The organism is Paenibacillus sp. J31R34 (assembly GCF_059383715.1).
In genome coordinates this window covers 177362-203632 of sequence record NZ_JBXENU010000007.1, presented here as the reverse complement: position 1 = coordinate 203632, position 26271 = coordinate 177362, and the positions used below count along the sequence as shown (strand labels likewise).

21 protein-coding genes are annotated in these 26271 nt (G+C 49.5%); 15 read left to right on the top strand and 6 right to left on the bottom strand.

From position 1 onward, the window contains the following. Window positions 1-5 precede the first annotated feature (5 nt). Window positions 6-725, bottom strand: a complete 720-nt coding sequence (locus AC50YG_RS20215; RefSeq protein ID WP_338555107.1) for a response regulator — start codon at window positions 723-725, stop codon at window positions 6-8. A gap of 177 nt (window positions 726-902) precedes the next feature. Here AC50YG_RS20215 and trmL point away from each other — a divergent pair, with 177 nt between their 5' ends. From trmL to AC50YG_RS20200, 3 genes are all read left to right on the top strand, one after another. Next, window positions 903-1367, top strand: a complete 465-nt coding sequence (gene trmL / locus AC50YG_RS20210; protein WP_338555108.1) for a tRNA (uridine(34)/cytosine(34)/5-carboxymethylaminomethyluridine(34)-2'-O)-methyltransferase TrmL — start codon at window positions 903-905, stop codon at window positions 1365-1367. 203 nt (window positions 1368-1570) lie between these two features. After that, window positions 1571-1819 (top strand): AbrB/MazE/SpoVT family DNA-binding domain-containing protein, encoded by a 249-nt coding sequence (locus AC50YG_RS20205; RefSeq protein WP_046228684.1) that lies wholly within the window; start codon window positions 1571-1573, stop codon window positions 1817-1819. A gap of 355 nt (window positions 1820-2174) precedes the next feature. Then, the gene (locus tag AC50YG_RS20200) at window positions 2175-3374 is read left to right on the top strand and encodes an aminotransferase-like domain-containing protein (RefSeq protein WP_473762076.1); all 1200 of its coding nucleotides are present in this window, start codon (window positions 2175-2177) and stop codon (window positions 3372-3374) included. Here AC50YG_RS20200 and AC50YG_RS20195 read toward each other — a convergent pair. Further along, complete coding sequence (locus AC50YG_RS20195; RefSeq protein ID WP_494829070.1) at window positions 3358-4101, bottom strand: DUF2161 domain-containing phosphodiesterase; 744 nt, start codon at window positions 4099-4101, stop codon at window positions 3358-3360. The two genes, AC50YG_RS20200 and AC50YG_RS20195, sit on opposite strands and share 17 nt — an antisense overlap. 474 nt (window positions 4102-4575) lie before the next feature. Between AC50YG_RS20195 and AC50YG_RS20190 the strand changes: the two genes are divergently transcribed. The 5 genes from AC50YG_RS20190 (at window position 4576) to AC50YG_RS20170 (ending at window position 11447) form a co-directional block, all read left to right on the top strand. Beyond that, a complete protein-coding gene (locus tag AC50YG_RS20190) occupies window positions 4576-6471 on the top strand; it encodes a PrkA family serine protein kinase (protein ID WP_473762071.1) in 1896 nt (631 codons plus the stop codon). 270 nt (window positions 6472-6741) lie between these two features. Next, the gene (locus AC50YG_RS20185) at window positions 6742-7752 is read left to right on the top strand and encodes a protoglobin domain-containing protein (protein WP_473762069.1); all 1011 of its coding nucleotides are present in this window, start codon (window positions 6742-6744) and stop codon (window positions 7750-7752) included. 248 nt (window positions 7753-8000) lie between these two features. Continuing rightward, entirely contained in the window at window positions 8001-9458 is a 1458-nt protein-coding gene (locus AC50YG_RS20180) for a circularly permuted type 2 ATP-grasp protein (protein ID WP_341281613.1), read from the top strand. 97 nt (window positions 9459-9555) lie between these two features. Then, entirely contained in the window at window positions 9556-10560 is a 1005-nt protein-coding gene (locus AC50YG_RS20175; protein ID WP_494829067.1) for an alpha-E domain-containing protein, read from the top strand. Continuing rightward, entirely contained in the window at window positions 10557-11447 is an 891-nt protein-coding gene (locus AC50YG_RS20170) for a transglutaminase family protein (RefSeq protein WP_494829065.1), read from the top strand. Before AC50YG_RS20175 ends, AC50YG_RS20170 begins: the two co-directional genes overlap by 4 nt. A gap of 224 nt (window positions 11448-11671) precedes the next feature. On the opposite strand, the gene AC50YG_RS20165 is transcribed toward AC50YG_RS20170, so the two are convergent. Beyond that, the gene (locus AC50YG_RS20165; RefSeq protein WP_494829063.1) at window positions 11672-13315 is read right to left on the bottom strand and encodes an Ig domain protein group 2 domain protein; all 1644 of its coding nucleotides are present in this window, start codon (window positions 13313-13315) and stop codon (window positions 11672-11674) included. Between the two features lie 170 nt (window positions 13316-13485). Beyond that, complete coding sequence (locus AC50YG_RS20160; protein WP_494829061.1) at window positions 13486-14199, bottom strand: AAA family ATPase; 714 nt, start codon at window positions 14197-14199, stop codon at window positions 13486-13488. 424 nt (window positions 14200-14623) lie between these two features. Here AC50YG_RS20160 and AC50YG_RS20155 point away from each other — a divergent pair, with 424 nt between their 5' ends. Both AC50YG_RS20155 and AC50YG_RS20150 read left to right on the top strand, forming a co-directional pair. Next, the gene (locus tag AC50YG_RS20155; protein ID WP_494829377.1) at window positions 14624-16678 is read left to right on the top strand and encodes a beta strand repeat-containing protein; all 2055 of its coding nucleotides are present in this window, start codon (window positions 14624-14626) and stop codon (window positions 16676-16678) included. Between the two features lie 48 nt (window positions 16679-16726). Next, window positions 16727-17806, top strand: coding sequence for a tetratricopeptide repeat-containing glycosyltransferase family 2 protein (locus tag AC50YG_RS20150; RefSeq protein WP_494829059.1), 1080 nt, complete (start codon window positions 16727-16729; stop codon window positions 17804-17806). A gap of 72 nt (window positions 17807-17878) precedes the next feature. Here AC50YG_RS20150 and AC50YG_RS20145 read toward each other — a convergent pair whose 3' ends face one another. Together AC50YG_RS20145 and AC50YG_RS20140 are read right to left on the bottom strand one after the other, a co-directional pair. Continuing rightward, on the bottom strand, window positions 17879-18277 hold the full coding sequence (locus tag AC50YG_RS20145; RefSeq protein WP_341281618.1) for a RidA family protein: 399 nt from the start codon (window positions 18275-18277) through the stop codon (window positions 17879-17881). Between the two features lie 642 nt (window positions 18278-18919). Further along, window positions 18920-20356, bottom strand: a complete 1437-nt coding sequence (locus AC50YG_RS20140; protein ID WP_494829057.1) for a SpoVR family protein — start codon at window positions 20354-20356, stop codon at window positions 18920-18922. Between the two features lie 85 nt (window positions 20357-20441). Here AC50YG_RS20140 and AC50YG_RS20135 point away from each other — a divergent pair, with 85 nt between their 5' ends. From AC50YG_RS20135 to arfA, 5 genes are all read left to right on the top strand, one after another. Next, window positions 20442-20654 carry a Uma2 family endonuclease gene (locus tag AC50YG_RS20135; protein ID WP_494829055.1) on the top strand — a complete coding sequence of 71 codons (213 nt, stop codon included), beginning with the start codon at window positions 20442-20444 and terminating at the stop codon, window positions 20652-20654. 153 nt (window positions 20655-20807) lie between these two features. Then, on the top strand, window positions 20808-21986 hold the full coding sequence (locus tag AC50YG_RS20130; protein WP_494829053.1) for an oxalate decarboxylase family bicupin: 1179 nt from the start codon (window positions 20808-20810) through the stop codon (window positions 21984-21986). Between the two features lie 93 nt (window positions 21987-22079). Further along, window positions 22080-22991 carry a Rossmann-fold NAD(P)-binding domain-containing protein gene (locus AC50YG_RS20125; RefSeq protein WP_494829051.1) on the top strand — a complete coding sequence of 304 codons (912 nt, stop codon included), beginning with the start codon at window positions 22080-22082 and terminating at the stop codon, window positions 22989-22991. A gap of 205 nt (window positions 22992-23196) precedes the next feature. Next, the gene (locus AC50YG_RS20120; RefSeq protein ID WP_494829049.1) at window positions 23197-24462 is read left to right on the top strand and encodes an ATP-binding protein; all 1266 of its coding nucleotides are present in this window, start codon (window positions 23197-23199) and stop codon (window positions 24460-24462) included. A gap of 220 nt (window positions 24463-24682) precedes the next feature. Beyond that, window positions 24683-26191: an arabinosylfuranosidase ArfA gene (gene arfA / locus AC50YG_RS20115; RefSeq protein WP_473762040.1), complete on the top strand. Its 1509-nt coding sequence runs from the start codon at window positions 24683-24685 to the stop codon at window positions 26189-26191. Window positions 26192-26271 lie beyond the last annotated feature (80 nt).

Genomic DNA, 26271 nt, shown 5'->3' with positions numbered 1-26271 from the left:
TGTAATTAGGCAAGGGTTTGCTCCAAAGCGCTTGGGCCATGCAGCTTGTAGCCTACGTTGCGAACGGTCATGATATATTCGGGGGTTCGGGCATTTTTTTCGATTTTATCACGGAGATGGCTAATATGGACGTCTACGATACGGGTATCGCCGAGGAAGTGATAGTCCCATACGCCATGAAGCAGCTGCTGGCGGCTCAGCACCTTGCCTTTATGCTTGCAGAGGAAGACGAGCAGCTCGAATTCCTTCGGCGTCAGCTCGATCAGCTTGCCGTCAATCAGCACTTCCCGCTCATCTGGGCGAACCGACATGCGGCCAATGTCAATGGCACTTGATGGTACGGCTCCAGGCAGCGATTGCAGTCTGCGGAAAATCGCTTGAATGCGCGAAATCAGCTCCTGCGGGCTGAAGGGCTTGGTCATATAATCGTCAGCGCCATTATCGAGGCCGGCAATTTTATCGGTAACATCCTGCAGGGCGGTCAGCATGACGATGGGAACGGCGTTGTTTTGCTTGCGCAGCTCGCGGCATACTTGAATGCCATCCATTTTCGGCAGCATTAAATCGAGAACGATGAGATCTGGTCGAAAGGGGCGCAGCATATCAAACACGGCTTCTCCGTCATCTACGCATCTGACGTCGTATCCGGCTAGCTTCAGGTTGAATTCAATCAGCATGGAGATGGAGGGCTCGTCATCGACGACGAGAATTTTCTTTTTCAACATGTTGTCTTATTAAGCCTCCCTTATCCTAAACATGTCTTTGCTCATAACTACATTATGAAGATAGACGTTCAAGTGGGGATTAAGAGTACGTTAACGGGATGTAAAATTTCATTCCTATTTCAAATAAAATAGTAATTCATGTATAATAGGCAAGGGACAAGGGGTGACAACAAGAAGATGGCATTTCATATTGTGTTAGTAGAACCGGAAATACCCGCTAACACGGGCAATATTGCGCGGACATGTGCGGCAACAGGTGCGCATCTGCATCTGGTGCGTCCGCTGGGCTTTCAAACGGATGACAAGACGCTGAAGCGGGCGGGCCTGGATTATTGGCATGCGGTTCATGTCGAGTACCATGATTCCTTTCAGGAGCTGCAGGAGCAGTATGCTGATGGGCGGTATTTCTATGCCAGTACGCGAGCGGTCAAAGCCTATAATGAGTTTCAGTACCAGGATGGGGATTTTTTCGTATTCGGCAAGGAAACGAAAGGTCTGCCCCAAGAGCTGATTGAGGCGAATTTAAGTACATGCATTCGGATGCCGATGACGGATAAGGTCAGATCGCTTAATTTATCCAATTCGGCGGCGATCGTCGTGTACGAAGCGCTTAGACAGAACGATTTTCCCGGACTGTCTTAAAATAGAGGCGGCTTGCGAATCATTTTAGTTCTTGCAGATTCAAAGTTTGTTGGCAAGGTGAAGAATTTACTTAAGGATTTTTTTAACGGATTACTTAAAGAGAGAAGCAACAATGGGGAAACAGAGGCAGAGCGTTAAGGCAATGAACTGTCGGTGTTTCACGGAAATGGCTTGCAAACTAGACACAGGAGAGGTGAACAACGATGAAACCAGCAGGTGTAGTAAGAAAAGTAGATCAACTCGGACGTATCGTTCTTCCAAAATCGTTGCGTAAACGTTACCAGATGAATGAGGGAGATCCGGTTGAAATTTTAGTGCAGGGCGACCATATTATTTTGGAGCGTTACCGTCCGAAATGTGTGTTCTGCGGATCAATGGAAGAAGTACGCGAGTTTAAAGAACGTTTTTTATGCGGCGTTTGTGTGGCTGAAATGAGCCAGCTCGCCCGCTAACCTCATACATGCTTAATAGGTAGTAAATAGGTAAGAACCAAAAGAAGCTTCCCCATGGAGCAGCTCAGGCTGCGTTCCTTCGGAGAAGCTTCTTTTGGTGTAAGCTGATGGTTCGGCTTACAGGCCTTTGGTTTTGTCATCGTTGTAAGAAGACGTGAACATAGCCGTCAGAAACAAGACGAATACAGTCATTACAATAATGAATGTGATGGACATTAATGGCACCTCCAAAATCCTCATGCAACTGTTTTCATTATACCCAACCTGCCCGAAAAAGAAAACTTTAAATATGGGCTGTACCTTGATAACATAGAGCTATAAGCGTTAAAGCTTGCATCTTAGGAGGAGTCGAACCATGGATTACCGTTTTTCATCACGAGTGACCGCTCTCAAATCATCGGTCGTAAGAGATATACTTAAGCTGACGCAGGGCAAGGATATGATTTCATTCGCTGGCGGGCTGCCGGCCGAGGAGCTGTTCCCCGTGCAGGCCATTCGCGAAGCGGCCGATCGGGTGTTTACGAAGGGCGCAAGTGCTATGCAATACGGTTTGACCGAGGGCTTCTTGCCGCTGCGTGAGCAGCTGTGCGAGCGTATGGGTCACAAGGGCATGAATGTTCGCCCTGACGAAATGCTGCTAACGACAGGCTCCCAGCAGGCGATCAGCCTCATTATTGAAGTGCTGACCGAGCCTGGCGATACGATATTGGTAGAAAGGCCGACTTATCTCGCTTGCTTGCAGGTATTTGAGATGAATGGCTTAAATGTCATTGCAGCGGAAAGCGATGAGCATGGCATTGTGGCCGAGGATGCGGAGCGGCTTATTCGCGAGCATCGTCCAAAGCTTGTGTACGCCGTGCCTACCTTCGGCAATCCGACGGGACGTGTCTGGAGCACAGAGCGCAGACAACAGCTGCTCGCGCTTTGCAGCTCTTATGGTGTGCCGATATTGGAAGATGATCCATACGGAGAAATAAAATATGATGTAAATGCGGTTTATCCGACATTGTTTGCGCTTGATCAGCAAGCTGGCGGTTCGGGCTCGGTTATTTATACGAGCACGTTCTCTAAGACGGTTGCGCCAGGGCTGCGCACAGGTTGGGCAATGGGACCAGCGGAGGTTATTGCGATGATGGCTAAAGCGAAGCAGGCGGCCGATTTGCATTCCAGTGCGATAGATCAGCAAATTGTCAGCGAGCTGCTGGATAGCTTCCCGCTGGATGAGCATATTAAAGTTATCTCTGCTTCCTACGGTGAGCGGATGCGCGAAATGCAAGGGCTGCTGGCACAGCAGCATATTGAAGGCTTGCGCTGGATTGAGCCGAAGGGCGGCATGTTCTTATGGCTGGAGCTGCCAGAAGGTCTTGATGCAGAGGCGCTGCTTAGGGCCTCCGTGCAGAAGGGCGTTGCTTTCGTACCCGGAAGCTCCTTCTACGCTTATGACCCGCAGCGCAATACGGCGCGGCTCAACTTTACTTATAACATTGGAGCCAAAACGGCGCTCGGCGTAGAGCGCTTCGCTGAAGCGGTCCGCGAGTTTACGGCCCGCTCCTAACCTGATTGCTTGGCAAAGCGGCGACCCAATCGGCGATGACTTCAGCGTATTCGATCAAGGCGGCTGCTCCAGCGGGTAGCAGCCGGTATTTTCCGCGCTGCTCGCGCTCGAACCAGCCGTAGTGATTGTCGCGCAGCACAGCGCCGCTGCGCGGGAAGCTCGTCAGTGCAGCAACCTGGCTAGGCGATTGCGCCTCCCCCAGCTGCTGGAGCGCGTAGGCGCAGCGCAGCGCCTTCTCGCGATAGGCGGTCACCAGCTTGCGGCCGGTACTGCCGCCTACATTATAATCGCCGCTGCGCTCGCGAAATTCAAGAAGCAGCCTAGCCTGCTTCTTGCGGCGGGTTCCGCGCTGCGGCGCCTCGCCAGGCTCGCACAGCACATCAATGACAGGCGCCTTCGTCTTGAAGAAGGTGACGGTCATCAGGCCAATGCCGAGCATGCGGCACAGCTCGGTAATTTCACCGAAGCGCTGGTTGTGTGCGCCGCTTTTTTTACGATTGCGCTCGACTGCGAGCACAACTTGATCATTTATACGAAGGCGTTCAATCCCCTGCAGCAGCAGGGCGAGATTGAACGTCTTTTTCATTTCAACGATAATGGTTTCTTCGGTATCGGCGTGCCTCGCAACGAGATCGCAGTGCAGCACCTCGCTTTTGACGACGAAGCCGCGCGCCTCATAATAAGCTTTTATCGGCTTGTAAAGCTCCTCTTCCTTACCCACTGCCACGTGCATTCCCCCGCTTTCTTCTAACTATTATAACAAAAGGATAGGGAGCGCGGGCAGATCGAATGGATTTGTCCAAGCGTAAACGGCTGAAGCTGTCCTCTGGCGGCAAAGCAACCGTTTCGCGATGAAATATAAGCCTATTTATAAGGGAAAAACTTATAAATTCTTATATTTCAAGGTGAAACGGCCGAAAGCCGTCCTCTGGCGGCGCGGCGCGTTTCAGTCCGAGAAATATAAGCCCATTTATAAGGGTAAAACTTATAAATGCTTATATTTCAAGCAAACCCGCGCTGCAAGCGTATTTGTCGCAATATGCATGATTACCGCCTAAAATAGTGGTCAATTTCCACGCGGAATACGCATAGACATGTAATACTTCAATAAAGTTTGTTCCACTCGCAAAGGTTCTTACAAGCAAATGCCGAGCGAAGAGAAAAAATTGCGTATTGCGGAAGCGATGGGAGGAGGCACGGCATGGACATTTTCAAGCGAATATCGGAGTACCAAGCAGAGAGTGAGAAGCTGGCCTGGATTGGATCTTTCAAGGAGTATATCGAACTGCTGAGACAGGATCCATCCCCGGCCATGACGGCGCACGCGCGTGTCTATGAAATGATTGAATCCTATGGAGTCGAGGAGAGGGATGGGAAGAAGCGGTACAAATTTTTCGAGCAAGAAATTTATGGGCTGGACCGCTCTGTTGAAAAGCTTGTGGAGGAATATTTCCACTCCTCGGCGCGAAGGCTTGATGTGCGCAAACGGATTTTGCTCCTCATGGGCCCTGTCAGCGGAGGAAAATCGACGCTGGTTACGATGCTCAAAAAGGGGCTTGAGAAATATTCCAGAACGAAACGCGGCGCCGTCTATGCGATTAAAGGCTGCCCGATGCATGAAGAGCCGTTGCATCTCATTCCGCATGAGCTGAGAGGCGAGATTGAGCAGGAGATTGGAGTTAGGATCGAAGGCAATCTATGCCCTTCCTGCCAGATGAGGCTGCAAACCGAATATGGCGGCGATATTCAAAATGTTCAAGTGGAGCGCGTATTCATCTCTGAGGATAACCGTGTTGGTATCGGAACCTTTAGTCCGTCTGATCCAAAATCGCAGGACATTGCCGATCTCACCGGCAGCATTGATTTTTCCACGATTACGGAATTTGGCTCGGAATCCGATCCGCGGGCTTATCGTTTTGACGGCGAGCTGAACAAGGCGAACCGGGGACTTATGGAGTTTCAGGAGATGCTGAAATGCGATGAAAAGTTTTTGTGGAACCTGCTGTCCTTGACGCAGGAGGGCAATTTTAAAGCGGGACGGTTTGCGCTCATTTCCGCTGATGAATTAATTATTGCCCACACGAACGAGACGGAATACAAATCCTTCATTAGCAATAAGAAAAATGAAGCGCTCCAGTCGCGGATGATCGTCATGCCGATTCCGTATAACCTGAAGGTATCCGAGGAAGAAAAAATTTATACGAAGCTCATCGGCCAGAGCGACATGAAGCATATTCATATTGCTCCGCATGCACTGCGCGCTGCTGCTATTTTCTCCATACTTACCCGTCTGAAGGAGACGAAGAAGCAGGGCATGGATTTGGTGAAGAAGATGCGGATGTACGACGGCGAGGAAATCGAAGGCTTCAAGGATGCCGATCTTAAGGAAATGCAGACCGAATATAACGAGGAAGGCATGTCTGGCATCGATCCTCGTTATGTCATCAACCGGATTTCGAGCGCGCTGATCAAGCAGGATATGCAGTGCATTAATGCGCTAGATGTGCTGCGCGGCTTGAAGGATGGCCTCGACCAGCATCCATCCATCACGAAGGAGGAGCGGGAGCGTTATTTGAACTTTATTTCGGTTGCCCGCAAGGAATACGATGGCCTGGCCAAAAAAGAAATTCAGAAGGCCTTCGTTTATTCCTATGAGGAGTCGGCGCGAACGCTGTTTGAAAACTACCTCGACAACATCGAGGCTTATTGCAACTGGGCTAAAATCAAAGACCCGCTCACCGGCGAGGAGCTTGATCCGGATGAGCGCCTGATGCGTTCTATTGAGGAGCAGATCGGCGTTTCTGAAAATGCGAAAAAAGCGTTCCGCGAAGAAATTTTGATTCGCATCTCTTCTTATTCCCGCAAAGGGAAAAAATTCGATTTTACCAGCCACGAGCGGCTGCGTGAAGCGGTGGAGAAGAAGCTGTTCACCGATCTGAAGGACATCGTGAAAATTACGACCTCCACGAAGACGCCGGATGAAATCCAGCTCAAGCGGATTAATGAAGTGACGAAGCGGTTAATTGATGAGCACGGCTATTGCCCGGTATGCGCCAATGAGCTGCTGCGTTATGTGGGCAGTCTGCTTAATCGCTAACGAACCCAATAGGAGTGTATCAGGAAGTTCGGTGGAGCAGCTGCCCACCGAACTTCTTGGCGTTGCCTAGATGAGGAATCGTTGTGAATGAGCTATAATAGGTTGATAGGACTGGAAAAATGGGACTATAGATTCAGCTTTTTATTCGATTTTTGTAGAGATCTAGACAAATTCTCTTGAATTATTAAAGAAATGTCTACCTATATGAAGCTGAATGCCGATATACTTAATATAGCAGTTGTTATTTATTTAGAGACAGGGGGTTTTTCAATGATTAATGTCACAGTAGAACGTAAGCGACAGCTAGATTATACAGGAATCAAGGAACAGGATTTACAGCTACTTTCCGAGTGCAAGCCTATTTTTAAGCAGGTAGTCAATGAGGTTGTTGATCGCTTTTACGATAATGTGGGACTCTATCCCGAAATGGTAGCTTTAATGAAAAAATTCAGCAATGTGGATCGTTTGAAAGGAACACAGCGTGAATACTGGCTGTCCCTTGCAGACGGTGTAATTGATGAAGCGTTTATTGAAAACCGAATTAAAATCGGGCTCGTGCATTCTCGAATCGGCCTGACAACCGACTGGTATCTAGGTACATATATGACTTACTTGAACATTGCAACGGATGTATTTGAACGTGTGCTACCAGATGGATGGAAGCCGGTTATTCACTCGCTGTCCAAGATGTTTAATCTGGACTCGCAATTCGTGCTTGAAGCCTATAACCGCGCAGAGCAGACGAAGGTGCAGGAGCTTGCGGATGAGCGTGCAATTATGCTAACAACGGTAACGGAAGCGGTGCAGCAGCTCGCAGGCCTCATGGTCGAGCTGGAAGAGGGCGCCCAGTCGATTGCTGCAACAGCGCTGTCTACTTCGGATTCACAAGAGAAAGCGCATTCTTTGCTTGGCGAGCTGCAGGGCGAGCTTGACGGGATTACGGAGATGGGGACGATGATTCGGGAAATAGCCGATCAGACGCATTTGCTGGGGCTAAATGCCGCCATTGAAGCGGCAAGAGCCGGGGATCATGGCCGAGGCTTCGAGGTTGTTGCCAATGAGGTGCGCAAGCTGGCCGCGTCGTCACGCGGAGCCCAGGAAACGATTCAAAACAAGCTTAGTGAAATTGAGAAAAAGGTGAATTCGGTCCGCAAGGAGTCCGATCAGACGTCAGCAGAAGCGCGTAATCAAGCGGCAAAATCGCAGGAGCTTGCTGCTTTTGTGAAAATGGTCGATGACGTCGCCAAAGATTTGAGCAAGCTTAATGCAGCATCCGAATAGACTACATTTTGTAGAAGATAACCTTATAAAAAAGCCGAAATCCTCAAGCACGAGGTTTTCGGTTTTTTTATATGACATATAAGTTGACATGAATATTCGGTTTTAGTATGATTGAGCTACAGAAATGGACGGTTTTATGAAATTTAACGTCATAAAAACTAACATTAATATGCCGTTGGATCAAAAACGATCATTATTGTTACAGGATTTAGATGTAAGGTTGAGCCATCTTGGAGGAGGCGGTTGGCATGTCGACGGCCAGACAGTCGCAGTCGCATTATTATGATTCACAATCATTTTATGACGAAATGTTTGAAAAGGATTTTTCGGTTCGTCCCCACTATGAAAGTGTTCATCGCTTGTTCGGGAAAATTAAACCTTCGGAGCTGAACATTCGTCAGCATGCCCTTAATCAGCGAATGATGGAGGAAGGCATTACCTTCACGCTGTACAGCAGCAATCAAAATGAGCCTCTGGAGCGGACGATTCCGTTCGACTATATTCCCCGTGTCATTCCCCGGCATGAGTGGGACAATATTGACCGCGGCGTGCGTCAGCGCATTCGCGCGCTTAACGCCTTCACCCATGACATCTACCATCAGCAGCACATTGTAAAAGATGGCGTTATCCCCCGCAAAATGATCGTGTCCAATACTTATTTCCGCCCGGAAATGGTTGGGCTGGATGTGCCGTCAGGCGTGTACATTACAGCCTCGGGAATCGATTTGATCCGAGATGAGAAGGGACGTTACTTCGTGCTGGAGGACAATTTGCGTTCTCCTTCCGGCTTCTCTTACTTGTTCAAAGGCAGAACGCTGATGAGCGAGCTGTTTCACGACCTGTATTTGTCCTCTTCTGTCCAGAGCATCGAGCGCAGCCTCAACTGCTTCCTCAGCTCGCTTCGCGCGCTTGCCCCGAGCGGCAAGCGCGATCCGCTTATTGTGCTGCTTACGCCGGGCTCCTACAACTCGGCCTATTATGAGCATACTTTCCTCGCTCAGCAGCTTGGCATTCATCTTGTGGAGGGTCGTGATCTCGTTTATAAGGATCACAACATTTATTTGCGGGATTTGCGCGGACTTCGCAAGGTGGATGTTATTTATCGGCGGATCGATGATGAGTTTATAGATCCGCTTGCTTTTCAACCGGATTCGCTGCTAGGCGTTCCTGGGCTGATGAATGCGTATCGTGCAGGCAATGTGGCGATTGCCAACGCTCCAGGCACCGGGGTTGCCGACGATAAGGCTGTGTATGCGTATGTGCCGGATATGATTCGCTATTATTTGGGCGAAGAGCCGATTTTGCATAATGTGCCAACCTATATTTTGTCGCGCAAGGAAGAGCGGGAATATGTGCTGGATCATCTCTCGGAGCTGGTCGTCAAGGAAACCTCGCTTTCCGGCGGCTATGGCATGCTAATTGGCCCAAGCGCGACAGCAGCTGAAATCAAAGCATTTGCTGAAGCGATTAAGCTCGATCCAGAGCGGTATATCGCCCAGACGACGATGAAGCTTTCGCGAGCGCCGGTAATGATGGATGGCGTCATGGCACCGCGCCATATTGATTTAAGAGCTTTTGCGCTAATGGGCGAGGAAACGCATGTCATACCTGGCGGGCTGACACGTGTCGCAATGACGGAAGGCTCGCTCGTCGTCAATTCATCGCAAGGCGGCGGGGTTAAGGATACATGGGTACTCAGCCGCTAAGCCTGAATACTTCGAAACCTCGAAGCGGTAATGCTGCTAAGCCGGTGAGCCGGCAGGGAACAATGAGGCGGGAAGCCCAATAATCGGAGGGATGGCTATGCTTAATCGGAATGCTGAGGCATTATTTTGGATTGGACGCTACATGGAACGGGCGGAAAACCATGCGCGTTTAATCGATGTCCACTATCATTTGCAGGCAGAGGATGGTGCAGATTCGGAGGCGGTGGTTCAAGGGCAGGGAGCTGCTGCTCCGACCTGCAAATGGTCGCGCATCGTGGATGCGCTGGGCAGCAAGGAGTCCTATGTCCAGCAATACGGCAGCTACAGCGAGCAGGATGTGCTGCGGTATATGACACTTGACCGCGACAATTCGAATTCACTTGTGTCCTGCGTCAGCCATGCCCGGGGCAATCTGCGTACGCTGCGTGAGAAGGTGCCGAGCGAGATGTGGGATGCGGTCAACGGCTTTTATTTGTGGCTGCGGGAGAAGCAGCCAGAGGATTTAATTTCGGAATCGCCGCATTTATTTTTCGGCAAAATCAAGGAATGGACGGCGTTGTTCCAAGGCATCAGCCAGTCTGTCATGCCACGTGAAAATGAGTGGCATTTTATCGAATGCGGCCGCTATCTGGAGCGGGCTGAAAACACGCTGCGCATTATTAAAGCAGCTTATAATACGGTCATGGCGAGCGGAGAGAGCTGGAGCAATGCGACAGGCGCATATTCATACTTGCAGGCCATGCTGCGATCGCTGAGCGGCTATCAGGTGTTCCGGCGTTATTATGCCGATGGCATGTCGGTGGAATCGATAGTCGATTTTGTCATCTTGAATGAAGTGTTCCCGAGGTCGGTGCATTTTGCGCTGCATACGCTGGATGAGCATATGCGGGATATACGTTTTCAGGATATGCAGCTGCGCTCGGCGCATGACAAGGTTATTCGCCAGGTAAGCAAGGTGAAGGCGGATCTGGCCTGCCTGGATCGGGAAGATGTTGCGCTGGACCGTGACGGGGCAATCGTCGGCCATTTGCTGGATGCTTGCCAGACGCTGGGCGGCACCTTCGCCAAAACCTTTTTTCGCATGGGGGAGGCCAGTGCATGAAGCTGAATATTTCGCATGTGACGCAATACGATTATGGCACGCCGGTTACGGACAGTGTCAATGAAATTCGGCTGACGCCGAGCACGGATGAACGCCAGTCCTGCTATCAGCAGTCCATTGCGATTGAGCCGAATGCGCCGCTGTTCAGCTATGAGGATTTTTTCGGCAATCGGGTGCATTCATTTTCGGTGAACGGCTCGCACCGCAAGCTGACGATTCGCTCGCAAATGACCGTTGTGACGAAGGAGGCACTTACACCGGAGCAGCAGGCCGCAGCTCTGAACGGCGGCGGAGCAGCCGAAGTCGCTTGGGAGTGGCTGCAGTCAGAGGATGCGGGCAATCGTTTCGTGGAGTTTCTGCTGCCTACCGCCTATACAGCGCTGAGTCCGGAAGTCGAGATGTATGCAGTGGGCGTAGAGGATCGGAAAAATAATGGGCTGAGCGTATATGGCTGGCTGCTGGCGCTCTCCCAAAAAATTCACGCCGAGTTCGTCTATGATCCAGATGCTACTACTGTGGAGACGAAGGCGAGCGACATGTTTGAACGCAGGAGGGGCGTATGCCAGGATTTTGCCCATCTGATGATTGCCTGCTCCCGCTCTCAGCAGGTTCCCGCCCGCTATGTGAGCGGCTATCATTTCGTTGGCGATTTGCAAGGCGGAACAGCAGATTTCGAGCAGGCATCCCATGCATGGGTGGAAGCATATGTACCGTCGCTCGGCTGGTGCAGCTTCGATCCGACGAATGAAGCTCCTGTTGGCGAGCGTTACGTAAAGCTGGGCCATGGACGCGATTATAAAGATATCGTTCCGGTAAAAGGCGTTTATCGCGGAAGCGGGCAGCAGATGCTTAAGGTGACGGTGGATGTGCGCAATGTAGAGGAATGAAGCGGGGAAATTTGAGAAAAGCCCTATGGGCGCATGGCTGTTGCTGCTTAAGCTTTGATGCAGCTGCATATGCGCCTGAAGGGCTTTTTTGTAAATATAGGAAAGTAAATGATTTCGTCATACTTTCTCTATATTTCATCGCGAAACGAAAGCTTTGCCGCCAGAGGACGGCAAAGCCGTTTACGCTTGTATGTTTTTGGAAGGCCTAAATTCGTAGGCTTGGATTATTGGAGAATGGTAAAATCATCAAAGTTCAAGCGGCTGCCGGATGTGCCGGCGACTACGATTTTGAAGCGTACCGCTGCACTTTCATTTACAGTAATCGTCTGTTCGGTTAACGACTGGCTGCTGGAGTAAGTGCTGCCGACATCCGTCCAAGTGGAGCCGCTATTAAGCGACTTCTGAAGCTTCCATGTCGCTCCCGTATCACTGCCAAAGCTCGCATGCTTTATTTTGACGCTGGTCGCGCCGCCTGTCACATTGAAATTCATATAGATGGACCCTGCTGACCTGACTCTCGCGGCCTTAGTTCCGTTTTTCTTATCTGTAGCTAGATCGCCAAGCAGCGCATTATCAAAGGTCCACGAGCCTGAGCCGAGCGTAACCGAACCCACCGTATAGGCTGCTTTCGTGCCTGTCTCGAAGGTTTCGTTTACAGCTCCGGATGTTGGCGGCTGCGACGTTGAGGCATAGCCGTAGGAGCCTTGCTTGAAGGTGGAGCTGTCCCACCATTTGTAACCGGTAGCCGGTGCTGCCCATGGTTCAGCCTGCGGCTGGGTTGACGTTTGCGGCGTTTCTATAGCAAGCAGCGCTGTTGCATTGTCAAGCGTGAGGCCGCTTACTTGATTCAGTGCTGTGTAGCTTTCTTTAACAGCAAGCCAGTCCACAAGCTGCACGAGCAGCGCGCCATTGCTTGCTTCTGTGAAGCCGTCGTAAGTCGTTTTGGTGCCGCCTGTTTCCTCGCGCAAATATTTAGGCGTACTGTCTTCGACAGGAGAAGAGTCGCCGATAACGGCTACTTTGCCGAGGCTGTTTTTTCCAATTGCCACATAAGGGCCTTCAGCAATTCCTCCGCCATTATAGACACCTTGATCGACCGCATTGCCCCAAGCAGCTGAAGTCTGCTGCATGTAGACGATTCCCTTTGCTTTAGTCGGATCTGTAATGGCGATGGTCGATCCGGCATGCATCGTCACCGAAGTAACGCCGCTAGTAATGCCAAAAGATTGTGACGACGGCACGATCGTTCCTGAATTTACATTGCCTAGCGCATTGTAACGGATGCGCATGCCGAAGTTGCTCGACAGCCAGTCGGAGCTGGCTACACCTTGCATAGCGGTTGAACCGGCTTCCGCTGTGCTCATGCCCAGCGCAGGATTTGACCACGCTCCCCGTCTGTAGCCGTTGAATACTTCAGAGGAATCCCATCTGTTTTTATTGCGATCCGCGTTATAGTGGTCTGCGATGAAGAAAATGCTGCCTCCGCCCTGGACATACGAAAGCATAGCCTGCTGCTCGCTCGTCTTGAACGGCACGTTCGCTTCAGGAATAACGAAGACGTCATAGCCGCTTAAGTCTGTTAGCGTAATCGGGCCGCTTTTGCGAAGCTCCTTGACGTAATAGCCTCGGCCTGCAAGAGCTTGTCCAAAATCGGAAAAGCCGCCGTCGATGACCCAATCTGCCGCCCCTGCTGTTTGGGCATGGGCATTGTCGAACAGAATTTTTTTGCCGTTGGCACTTCCTGAGGGCTGTAGGACGGGAGCTGGATCAGATGGCCCTTCCGCTAAGGAAACTGCCGTACCCGCTGACAAAGACATTGCTAAGATAAGTGCTCCTGCCGTCAATCGCTTCAAAAAATTACCCTTCATCATCAAACCTCCGCTTCTAGTAGTTGGTTCAATTAGAGCGGCCTCCTTGGTTGGAAGCATAAGGTAATTGTACTATTTTTTCTAAATAATAGAAATAGATTCGCGTGAGAAAACCAGTACATAAAATGTTAAGTTTATGTAAGGAGTGTTGGAAGAGTTGCTAAACGTTGCTAATCGTTGCTGAACAGCTCGTTCAATACATTTTTTCTATTTTCAAGAAAGCGTCGGGTTAGCTGGTAGTGTGCCGTGTCCTCGTAGCGAATTTCTTCAACGGGTTTGGCGTCAAAATTGTAAATTTGCGCGTTCGGATACCCAAGCAAGATCGGCGAGTGAGTCGCAATGATAAATTGGGCATCGTGCTCCAAATCTTTAATGACGCGAAGCAGCGCGAGCTGGCGGGCTGGAGAAAGCGCGGCCTCGGGCTCGTCGAGCAAATAGATCGCTTTTTTGCCAAAACGGTGCTTAAACAACGATAGAAAGGCTTCGCCATGTGACTGCTCATGCAGCGATTTGCCCCCGTAATAGGGCAGGCTTTCGGGCATTGTATCAAGATAAGAGGCGAATTGATAGAATGTTTCTGCCCGCAGGAAAAAGCCATTCGTGAGCTTGGGCATCCAGGAAAGCCGGATATAGGGACCAAGTGCGGATTCAGAGGCATCCACGTCGTAGATGTTGTTGCGCCCGCCACCAGCGGTGTTAAAGCTGCATTGATAGGCCATAGCCTCTAAAAAGGTGGACTTTCCGGAACCATTTTCGCCTACAAAGAAGGTGATATGGGTATGAAAATAAAGCTTGCTCATTGACCGGATGACAGGTATGGAAAAGGGATAAGTGCTGTAATTGGGAATACGCTCCTTGAGCAGCTCTGCACTCCGTAAATACAAGGCGTTCAGCTCCTTTGGCAGAAGGGGTAGTTTATTTTATTTTAACAGATAGAAGGTGGGGGTGCATGTGGAGGGGCAAGGGGGGGGATATTTTGCGAATTATTGTGATAGTCCAAGGTCTGAAAAACATATGACCTAATATAGACTATTAAGTTTAAGGGGGATGTTCTTGTTGGGTTCCTATAAGAAGCGAATGAGCAAAATATCCTCATGCGATAACCCGAAACGTAAGCCGAGAAAAAAAGCTAGATGCGAGCATAAGAAGAAACGTCCTTGTAAACGAAAGACCGCTCATAAACATAGACTTCCGGAGTCGCAATGCTGTCCTGATCCTGTTGTAGGGCCGACTGGCCCTCCGGGTCCAAGGGGTGCTGATGGCAAGCGTGGGCCTCAAGGTGTGCAGGGAGAGCAGGGCTTTGAAGGGATGCAGGGAGCAGATGGCCCGCTCGGGATGACTGGAGCTACCGGAGCGACGGGAGCTACAGGTGGGGAAGGCGTTGCAGGAGTTACTGGCCCGACAGGAGCTACAGGGGCAACTGGAGTTACTGGGCCGACTGGCAGCACGACGGGTCTAACAGGAGCAACCGGCGTGACGGGATCGACTGGGACGACGGGGGTTAGCGGGGTAACAGGAATAACGGGAGCGACAGGGATAACCGGATCGACGGGAGCAACCGGACCAACGGGTGGCGCAACGGGAGATACTGGTGCAACAGGCTCAACAGGCGAGACCGGTGCGACAGGAATAACAGGAGTGACTGGGCAAACAGGTTCAATAGGAAATACAGGGGCCACTGGCCTGACAGGAGCAACCGGAGCGACGGGTGATATAGGAGCAACGGGAACAACCGGTCAAACAGGAGTAACAGGAAATACAGGGGTTACGGGCGTGACTGGACAAACGGGAACAACAGGTACGACTGGTACTACTGGTGTGACTGGACCGACAGGTCCAACCGGGGCAACAGGAACAACGGGCCCTACAGGAACGACTGGACAAACAGGTGCGACGGGCGACACGGGAGCTACAGGAATCACAGGAGCAACAGGTCCAACGGGTGTAACCGGTTCAACAGGCGAGACAGGAGTAACTGGAAGCACAGGAGCGACGGGCCTAACGGGAGCAACCGGTTCAACAGGCGATACAGGAGCAACGGGAAGCACAGGAGTGACGGGCCCAACGGGAGCGACGGGTTCGACGGGAGCAATCGGTTCAACAGGCGATACAGGAGCAACGGGAAACACAGGAGCGACAGGCCTAACGGGAGCAACCGGTTCAACAGGCGAGACAGGAGCAACGGGAAACACAGGAACGACGGGCCCAACGGGAGCAAACGGTTCAACAGGCGAGACAGGAGCAACGGGAAGCACAGGAGTGACGGGCCCAACGGGAGCAACCGGGGTAACAGGCGAGACAGGAGCAACGGGAAGCACAGGAGTGACGGGCCCAACGGGAGCAACCGGGGTAACAGGCGAGACAGGAGCAACGGGAAACACGGGAGCGACGGGTTCGACGGGAGCAACCGGTTCAACAGGCGAGACCGGAGCAACGGGAAGCACAGGAGCGACGGGCCTAACGGGAGCAACAGGTGCTACGGGAGTGACAGGAGCGACAGGAGCGACCGGTCCAACCGGAGCCACGGGAGCCACTGGCGTAACCGGGGCGACTGGCGCAACGGGAGCAACCGGAATTACAGGTGTAACTGGTTTAACAGGTACGACTGGTCCGACAGGGGCAACTGGGGTCACAGGCGAAACGGGTGCAACGGGAATTACAGGTACGACTGGTCCAACAGGAGCTACGGGAATAACAGGAGCGACAGGTCCAACGGGAGCAACCGGTGCAACAGGTATAACAGGAACGACCGGTGCAACAGGAGCGACAGGCATAACAGGTCCAACAGGCCTGACAGGAGCAACGGGCCTGACAGGAGCGACAGGTCTAACAGGAGCAACAGGAGCAACAGGAGCAACAGGAGCAACGGGGCCTAACTTTGCTACGCAAGGGTTTTCAGCGTTTCTTGCAACACTTACGACTTCTGCTAGTACGCAGCTAACGAATTGGTCAACGGCTAGTCCCTATTTTAGCGATCCCAATTTTAATGCGGTTACAGGCAATTACACGGTGCCTGTAACAGGAAGGTATGCAATTAAGGCCACTATCAACTATGCAACTACGGCTGTTCTTTCAATTACCCTTGGAGCAGCCGTTAATCCGGCTTTTGTTGTCCAGCGGACCTCGCCTACTGCCACGGTCCTGATCACAGGGCTGTTCCCGGTTCTCAATGTCAACATTGCTCTTGTCTTAACCTTAAGAGCGATTCTAGGCAGTGGAACGGTCACTTTAGCTGGAGACGTGACGCTTAATGCTGGCGATGTAATCGGTCTATTTTACGCAGCAAATGGGCTTACTCTGTCCTTGAACTTAGGCAGTGGTGCAACCAATGGTATCGTTTGGTCCATACACGAATTGACCTAACGCAGGAAGGCTGCTATTAGTCCGAATTATAAGATCGAGGTGAGCAAAATGATTTCCATTAGCCTTTGTATGATTGTCAAAAATGAAGAAGACACCCTCGGCCGCTGCTTATCTTCCATCCACGATTTAGTTGATGAAATTATTATTGTAGATACGGGCTCGACTGATCGTACGAAATTCATCGCCAGCAACTATACGGAGCTGATTTTTGATAGGGAATGGTCGGATGATTTTGCTGCTGCTAGAAACTATGCGTTCAGCAAGGCTGGGAAGGACTATATTTTTTGGCTCGATGCGGATGATATCCTGCTTGAAAATGATCGTGAAAAACTTGCTGCGCTAAAAGAATCGCTGAACCCAGAGACCGACTCCGTCCGAATGAACTATCATTTAGCCTTCGATGAATATGGCAATCTGGCATCCAGCATTAGCCGCAACCGACTTGTCAAAAGGGCGAACAACTACCGATGGATTGGCGCGGTGCATGAGTATTTAGAGGTGTGGGGAAACATTGAAAGCAGCGATATTGCCGTGATCCATAACAGTCTTCATCATGACCACGACCGTAATTTAATGATTTATGAAAAACGTTTGGAGCGCGGCGAGACATTTACCCCTCGTGATCTTTATTATTATGCGAATGAGCTTCGCGACCACGAAAAATATGAACAAGCGATTTTGTATTATGAAAAATTTCTTTCGACGGGCGAAGGCTGGGTGGAGGATAATGCGGCGACATGCGGCAAGCTGGCTGATTGCTATAACCAGCTTGGAGATACAGAGCGGGAGCTTGAATCGATATTAAGATCGTTTCAATATGGCAGTCCGCGGGCGGAATTTTGCTGCCGGCTGGGGTATTATTTTTTGCAGCAAAAAGATTTCGAGACGGCTGGTTTCTGGTATAACCTTGCAATTGAGCGTGGGCAGTCCGACCAACGGCTGGGCTTTGTCAATATGGCCTGCTCAACCTGGCTGCCGCATCTTCAGCTATGCGTCTGCTACGATCGTTTAGGTGATTACGAGCTGGCCTATCGGCATAATGAGGCTGCCCGAACTTTCCGACCAGATGATCCGAGAGTGCTGCAAAATAAAGCTTACCTGAAGTCGTTGCGGGTGAAAGCGGAATAACACTAATCATATAAAAAAGCAGCAGCAGACTAAGTATAGCCTTAGTCTGCTGCTGCTGCTGTATCAGCCTGTTTAAGCTTTAGCCGCCCATATTTCAATTTCTATTTTTATTTCGGGCAGTCCTAATTCCGAAAGATAACCAATCGTCATAGATGGATAATGAATGCCGAATAGTTCCGCCCATTTTTCGTAGAGATAATCCCAATCTATTTTTTCGGTGGCCCATATGTTCACCTTAATAATATGATCGGAGGTTAATTGTTCGGATTTCAGTAAAAAGTTGATGTTAGCAAACGTATTGTCGATTTGTTCATTCAAAGTGTTCGGAATGTTGCCGTTTTGGTCCGTTCCGATTTGACCGGAAGTCACATACAGCTCTGAATTTCTCGGGATTTTTGTAATATGGCTGTAATTTCCTACTGGACTAGGCATACCTGCTGGATTTTTTCTGGTGATCCCTAAATTATTCATACATCTTCGCCTCTCATTTTAAGATTTCTGCCATTTTCAACCAGTCAATTTGGGCACACTTCACCCGTGAAATGACTTTTAGAAAAAAACAGCAGTCGAGTATCCGTAGCCAAAGGATATGAAAAGCAACGATTTTTTCTTCATGAACGGACACTCCTTTCTCTTAGAATTAGGAAGCTATAATCTACGTTAAAGTGTAAGCGAAATGATCGATGGAGTCAAATTCAGCGTTTTTTCTGGAAACATAAAGCCGATTCCCATTAATGAACTGGGTTAGGATAGAGGGCTTGAGCTAAAGCTAAAGGGGTTGTTTTCTCTTAGGGCCGTTATCCCCTTAGCTCAGAAAAACAGATAGGGTAATTGGAAATAGGTTAATGGCCTACTCGAAAAAAGATTCCTTTATTCGCGATGGATGTGGCAAAGCACGTTCTGAGCTAAGGGGATAACCTGCAAAAGCAGAGCAAAAGGGAACTGGTTTAGGGAAAGGGAGAGGTGAGGCGAGGGGGCGAGCCGGCAATCGGATTGCGTTTATTACTTGCAAAAAATGCGAGAAGTTGCCTCAAGGCCGCTTCCCGCATTTTTTTAATTATTTTCTGAGCTGAGGGGACATTGTCCCAAAACGTCATTAAGTAGGGTCAAACATTAAACAAACTTGCGGCTCGTCTTTTTGCCGTCGCAGCTGAACACGATTTTTTTGTCCTCGACGACGGTTTCGAGATGGACCGTTTTGCCCCAGAGATGGACGACATGGGGCAGCGTGCGCTCGACATATTTCAGATCAAGCTCCATGCCTTCATATTTGTGCAGCAAATACAGCTCACCTACACGGTTGAAATCGCCATCTGTAACGAACAGGCTGGGGAAGCCTCCGTTCACTTTGGAATAAACAAGCTGGTCGCGGATGTTTTCCCACGATTTATCGGTTATTTTCCACTCGGGCCCCTTCTTCTCGAAAACATACAGGTCCAGCTCCTTTACCAAATCCTTGGTTAAATAGTTGCGGAGGAAAGAAATATCTGAATCGAGCTCGCGTACCTCGAACATTTTTTCTCGGCCCTTGCCCGGCACGCGCCCGAAGCGCCGCTGCTCCTCTACCGTCGGCTTATCCCAACGCTTCTCAATATCCTCGAAAATTTTCAGCCCTAAATAATACGGATTCAGCGTGTGCCGGGATGGTACGACGACCGAGGAATTCAGCTTGGCGAATTCAATCGTTTCCTCGCTTGTCAGGTCGAGCTCGCGAATAATGCGCTGATGCCAGTACGACGCCCAGCCCTCGTTCATAATTTTCGTTTCCAGCTGCGGCCAGAAATACAGCATTTCATCGCGCATCATAGACATAATATCGCGCTGCCAGTCTGTAAGCTGGGGCGAATATTCCTCGATAAACCAGATCAAATCCTTTTCCGGAGCTGGCGGGAAATGCTTTGGCGGCGGCGTTTGATCCTGTCGCTTTGCATCATCCGGGTCAAGTCCCCATAAATCCTCATATTCGGATGGGGTCGCCGTATTGACAGAGCGGTTCTGCTCCGTCGTCAGCATTTCAATATAGCGGGTTTTATCGAGCTGGTATGGCTTAATAATAGCCGAGTCCACATGCTCCTGAATGGCAAGCACGGCATCGATAAATTTCTCGACCGCTTCTAGGCCGTAATCCATTTCATACTGCTGAATGCGTTCTGCTGTAGCGGACATGCTTTCGACCATATTGCGGTTGGAGGTACTGAAACGGGCGTTATTTTTGAAAAAATCACAATGGGCGAGAACGTGCGCGACGATCAGCTTGTTCTGAATAAGTGAATTGCCCTGCAGCAGGAAGGCATAGCAGGGGTTAGAGTTAATGACGAGCTCGTAAATTTTACTAAGTCCAAAATCATATTGCAGCTTCATTTTGTTGAAGGTTTTCCCAAAGCTCCAGTGGCTGTAGCGCGTCGGCATACCATAAGCGCCAAACGTATAAATAATGTCGGCTGGGCAAATCTCATACCTCATCGGGTAGAAATCGAGGCCAAAGCCTTGAGCGATTTCCGTAATTTCATCGATGGACCGCTCCAATGCGCGGATCTCATCCTGGTTCATCAGCCATCCCCCCGTACTTGATAATACCGTTCATACCATAGGTATGTGCAGTGGGCCAAGTTTATGACGTGTTGGGGGAAGAGTATTGAAAGACTTTAATGAAAAGTTCAACCTCTATCAAAAATATGGGGTGCAGGAATATTGGATTGTCGACCCGGGAAACCGGACGGTCCATGTTTATGCGCTGCAGGACGGCAGCTATCAGGTGCGTCTTTTGTTTACGGAGCAGGAAGTGATTCAATCCAGCATATTTAAAGATTTACAATTAACTATGAACAAGCTGTTTCATATGGAGTAATTTATAGTTAAAACCGACTGGAGCTGCACTCAGCCGGTTTTTTTTGCCTATTAGCGATTGTATTGAAAAGCTCATAATTTCAGCCTCCAAGCATATATTGGCAGATAGTGACTGCTGGGTGCAGTCTACCCATGTACAGGAGGCTGGTCATTTATGAGCGAATCTGAAAATACGAGGCAAGGCTATCCGCATATTCCCCAACCGATTCGCAGCGATGGAGCAGGCGGCCCGGATTTGGGGCCGCGCGATGTGTTGCGGGATTTGGAAAATCCGGATATGTTTGTTCCGCCTGTAACGGATGCGGGTCTCGTTCCCAATATGAAATTCTCATTTTCAGATGCCCATATGCAGTTGAATCAAGGGGGCTGGTCCCGCGAGGTGACGGCACGCGAGCTGCCGATTGCGACAACGCTGGCAGGCGTCAATATGTCGCTAATTTCGGGCGGGGTAAGGGAACTGCATTGGCATCAACAGGCAGAATGGTCCTACATGCTGCTTGGAAATGCAAGGATTACAGCGGTGGATCAGAATGGAAGGAACTTCATAGCTGATATTGGACCGGGTGACTTGTGGTATTTTCCGCCGGGAATTCCGCATTCGATTCAAGGGCTGGAGGGAGGCTGCGAATTTCTGCTTGTGTTTGACGATGGGAATTTCTCAGATTTAAACACGCTTTCGATTTCCGATTGGTTTGCCCATACGCCGAAGGAGGTGCTGTCGGCTAATTTTGGCGTGCCTGAGAGTGATTTCGACCATATTCCAGATGATCAGGTTTATATATACAAAAGCACAGTTCCCGGCTCCATTGAGAGCCAGAAGGTAGAATCGCCATACGGAACAATCCCGCAGTCCTTTAAGTTTGAGTTGTTGAAGCAGACCCCTATCATTACGCCTGGAGGCAGTGTGAGAATCGTTGATTCCTCCAATTTTCCAGCATCTAAAGCGATTGCGGCAGCACTTGTAGAAATTAAGCCCGGCGCTATGCGCGAGCTGCATTGGCATCCCAATAACGACGAGTGGCAATATTATTTATCGGGCCAGGGCCGAATGACTGTATTTACTGGCAACGGAAACGCGCGGACGTATGATGTGCGGGCAGGCGATGTCGGTTATGTGCCCTTTGCGTGCGGTCATTATGTGCAAAATACCGGCAACAATACTTTATGGTTTCTGGAAATGTTCAAAAGCGACCGCTTCGCAGACGTTTCCCTTAACCAGTGGATGGCGCTTACTCCAGCGGAGCTTGTAAAAAGCAATCTCAACGTAGATGAAGCGTTTGTATCTAAGCTGCGCAAGGAAAAATGGCCCGTTGTTAAATATCCGGGCTTTTAAAGCTGGACTATGGCTGGACAAATGTAGGCAAACTCGCTATTATGAATAATAATTCAAATTAGTGAATTTTTATTCATAAAGGGAGTGTTAAGCTTGCAGCATTTTTTATCTTTTGAGCATACGACGAAGGAACAGCTTCTGAGTATCATTGAACAGGCGATTGAGATTAAGCGCAACCCGCAATTCTACAGCAAGGCGGCTGACAACAGGGGGCTGCTGATGCTTTTTCAAAAAAGCTCGACTAGGACGAATCTATCATTTCAATCCGGTATTAATCAGCTTGGCGGCTATGCCGTCCCGATGGATTGGAACAGCAGCAATTTCAGTATTTCGCCAATTCAATACGAATCGCGATATGTCTCCCGAAACAGCGACATCATGATGGCAAGGCTCAAAAATCATGCCGATTTGCTGGAGCTAGCGCGTTATGCGACCGTCCCAGTCATCAATGGCTGCTGTGATAAATACCATCCTTGCCAGGCTCTAGCTGATCTGATGACGATCTATGAGGTGGCGGGAACGTTTTCCGATGTAACGCTAACCTATGTGGGCATTCATAACAATGTGGCCAATTCGCTGGTAGAGGGCTGCATGCTGCTCGGCATCAAGTTGCTGCTTGTTACACCGATCATTAATGAAGCATCGCGGGATCAACTGCTGATGGAAAAAGCGCTCCAAAGCGGCTGGGTGGAACAGCTTAACAGCTTGCAGGATGCAGCCACGCGATCTCAATTTGTATATACGGATACATGGATCGATATGGAGTTTTATAAAGAGGAGTTTTATCAGGAGGAGAAGCGGCGCCGCATCAAGGTGATGCTTCCTTATCAATTGAACAGCAGCACGCTTGCTGGCTGCACGCCTTATATTATGCATGATATGCCGATTCATCCGGGCTTTGAGATCGCAGAGGAGCTGGTGGAATCGGAGCATTCGGTCATTTATCAGCAGGCGGAAAATCGAATGCATGCGCAAAAAGCGCTGCTGCTGCAGCTCCTCCAATAAGTCTCCGGCTTCGCCAGCGGGACATGTCTTCTCGTAAAGTTGAAGAGCATGTCCTGCCGGCGGGCCGGAGTTTTTTTATAATGGAAACAGTCGGCCATTGGCAATGAAAGGTTATGTATAGTAATATAAAATTGTGATCTTATCAAATTTTAAATACAATTTTTGTAAGAAATTATTAAATGAGAGAGAGTATGAGGATAAAATTGTGCTTCATCTTACTTTAGAATCTATCATTCACGGGCTGTTGTATATTATGGCGGCTGCACTCATGTTTATTGTTTTTGCCCCAAGATCGCTGGCCTCTACTATGAAACGGAGGCTGCTTTTTGTAGGGCTGCTCGTCGTATTTACAACGGTATTTCTGACCTTGGAGGAAATGGATTCCCTAGTGTATGCGCTGTATCTGACCTCGGTCTCTCTGGCGCTTGCTGTGCTTTATGAAGGACTGCTGCCAGGCGTAGCTACAGGAATGGTGTTTTTCTTTAGTGGTACTTTGCTTTATGGAAACCACTGGCTGCCAACAGGAACAGCTATTAGCGTGCTGCTGCTGACGGGGTTGCTGTTCCACTTTAAGGTAAAGCCAAATACTCAGCAAAAGCTAAGTCTTGTTAATCTGTTCCTCGTCTCGTTACATATGCTGGCCTATATTGGTGTTTCCTTGGCGCTTGGACATGATTTTAATAGGGTGCAGCTCATTGTTATCGCTGTTGGAGCGGCGTTTTCGTCGTTGCTGATTAGCTTTATTTATTTTAATGTAAAAAACCGGGAGTGGTACGAGCAGATGCTCGTCATCTCCGAAAAAAATCAAATCGTTGGCCAGCTTGCTGCCTCCATTTCGCATGAAATCCGCAATCCGCTTACAACGACGCGTGGTTTTCTTCAAATGATGGGTAGCCAGAAGCTCGATCGCGAGACATTCGAGCGCTACCGCACCTATGCTTTTGAAGGTATCGATCATGCGAATGCGATTATTACTGATTATTTAAATTTTTCGAAGCCTAGTGAAGACAAGCGGCTGCTGCTGAATGTGCAGGATGAAATAGATGGTGTTATTCCTTGGCTGAAGCCTTATTCCGCAATGTCGAACATTACGGTCGAGGTTTATCATTTATCGAAGGAGCCGCTTATTATTTATGGAGAGGTTAAAAAATTTCAGCAGTGTATGCTCAATATCATAAAAAACGGCATTGAGGCTATGCCTGAAGGTGGCAAGTTGACGGTGCAGACCGAGCTGGTGCGAAATAAAATTCAAATTCTCGTCCGCGATACGGGCTGCGGGATGAGTCGAGCCCAGGTTAAACGGTTAGGTTTGCCTTATTATACGACAAAAGAGCGGGGCACCGGGCTCGGGCTGATGGTCGTCATGAATATGGTTAAGGACATGAACGGCAATATATTTTTTCACAGTAAAATGAATCAAGGCACGATATGCGAGCTTCAGCTCGAACGGGCTTCTGCTGCTCCTGAATAGCGAATCGAGTAAGCAGGTCAGAAAGCGTATAGCGGAAAAAGACGGTTGAAGGAGGCTGCCGAAGCAGCTCCTTAACCGTCTTTTTTTATATGGAGAAAATGATTGGAAGCGTTATTAATTCGTGCTTGCGTTCTGCTGCTGCATAGTGTTTAATGAATATATACATTGTAAATTTATTATCTGGTTAACAAAAACATTAATCTTATGAGGTGAGCTGAACATGTCAAAACAAGCAAAGCTGATCGTTGATAAGGATTTTGTAGTAGGTGAAGTCGATAAAAGAATTTATGGCTCGTTTATCGAGCATTTGGGCCGGGCGGTATATGGCGGTATTTATGAAAAAGACCATCCACAGGCGGATGAACAGGGTTTTCGCTCCGATGTGCTGGAGCTTGTAAAAGGGCTGGATGTGCCGATTGTACGATATCCCGGAGGAAACTTTGTTTCAGGCTACAACTGGGAGGATGGCGTTGGCCCGCTTGATCAGCGTCCAAGACGTCTGGAGCTTGCTTGGCGCACGATTGAGCCGAACTGGATTGGCTTTAATGAATTTATGGACTGGTGCCGCAAAGCGAATACGGACGCGATGATGGCGGTGAATTTGGGGACGAGGGGCCCTGATGAGGCACGTAACCTGCTTGAATATTCTAATCATCCGTCTGGAACGTATTGGAGTGATTTGCGTGTGCAGCACGGCTACAAAGACCCGCATAACGTCAAAACCTGGTGCCTCGGCAATGAAATGGATGGCCCTTGGCAGATAGGCGCTAAAACAGCTGTCGAGTATGGACGTATCGCCAGCGAGACTGCAAAGGTCATGCGTTGGGTCGATCCAACGATTGAACTGGTCGCCTGCGGCAGTTCGGCAATCGGCATGCCGACCTTCCCCGATTGGGAAGCGACGGTGCTGGATTTAGCTTATAATGACGTGGATTATATTTCCCTGCATCAGTATTACGGCAACCGCGAGAAGGATACCGCGAATTTCCTAGCGCAATCTGTGGGAATGGACTCCTTCATTAATACGGTCATTTCGACAGCCGACTTCGTACAGGCGAAGAAACGCAGCAAGAAGAAAATCAATCTCTCCTTCGATGAGTGGAACGTGTGGTTCCATTCCAATGAATCGGATAAAAAGCTTGATCCTTGGCAAATTGCTCCACCGCAGCTGGAAGATATTTATACGCAGGAGGATGCGCTAGTTGTCGGCTGCATGCTGATCAGCCTGCTCAAGCGTGCTGATCGGGTGAAGATGGCTTGTATTGCTCAGCTCGTCAATGTCATCGCTCCAATTATGACGACAAATGGCGGAGCAGCCTGGAAACAGACGATCTATTATCCTTATATGCACGCAAGCTTGTTCGGAAGAGGCGAGGTGCTTGTACCGCTCATGAGCTCGCCTAAGCATGACACTAAAGATTTTACAGATGTGCCTTATATTGAAGCTGTAGCGGTGCATAATGAAGAGAAGCAAGAGGTTACTGTGTTTGCCGTGAATCGCCATCTGGAAGAAAGTATTGCATTCGATATCGACCTGCGCAGCTTCGGTCAAGGACGAATTTTGGAGCATATTGTTTTGGAAAATGAGGATTTGTCCGCTTCCAATACAGCAGATGCGCCTAACCGCGTTACGCCGCACACGAATGGCAGCGCCGCATTGACGGATAAAGGGCAAATCCAAGCTGTGCTGAATAAAGCGTCATGGAATGTCATTCGAATTAAATTGTAAATTTTAGAGGGGAACAATCGCAAGCTTAGCTCGGGTGAGAGGGCTAAGCAGGCGGTTGTTCCCTCTCGTTTCATTTTATG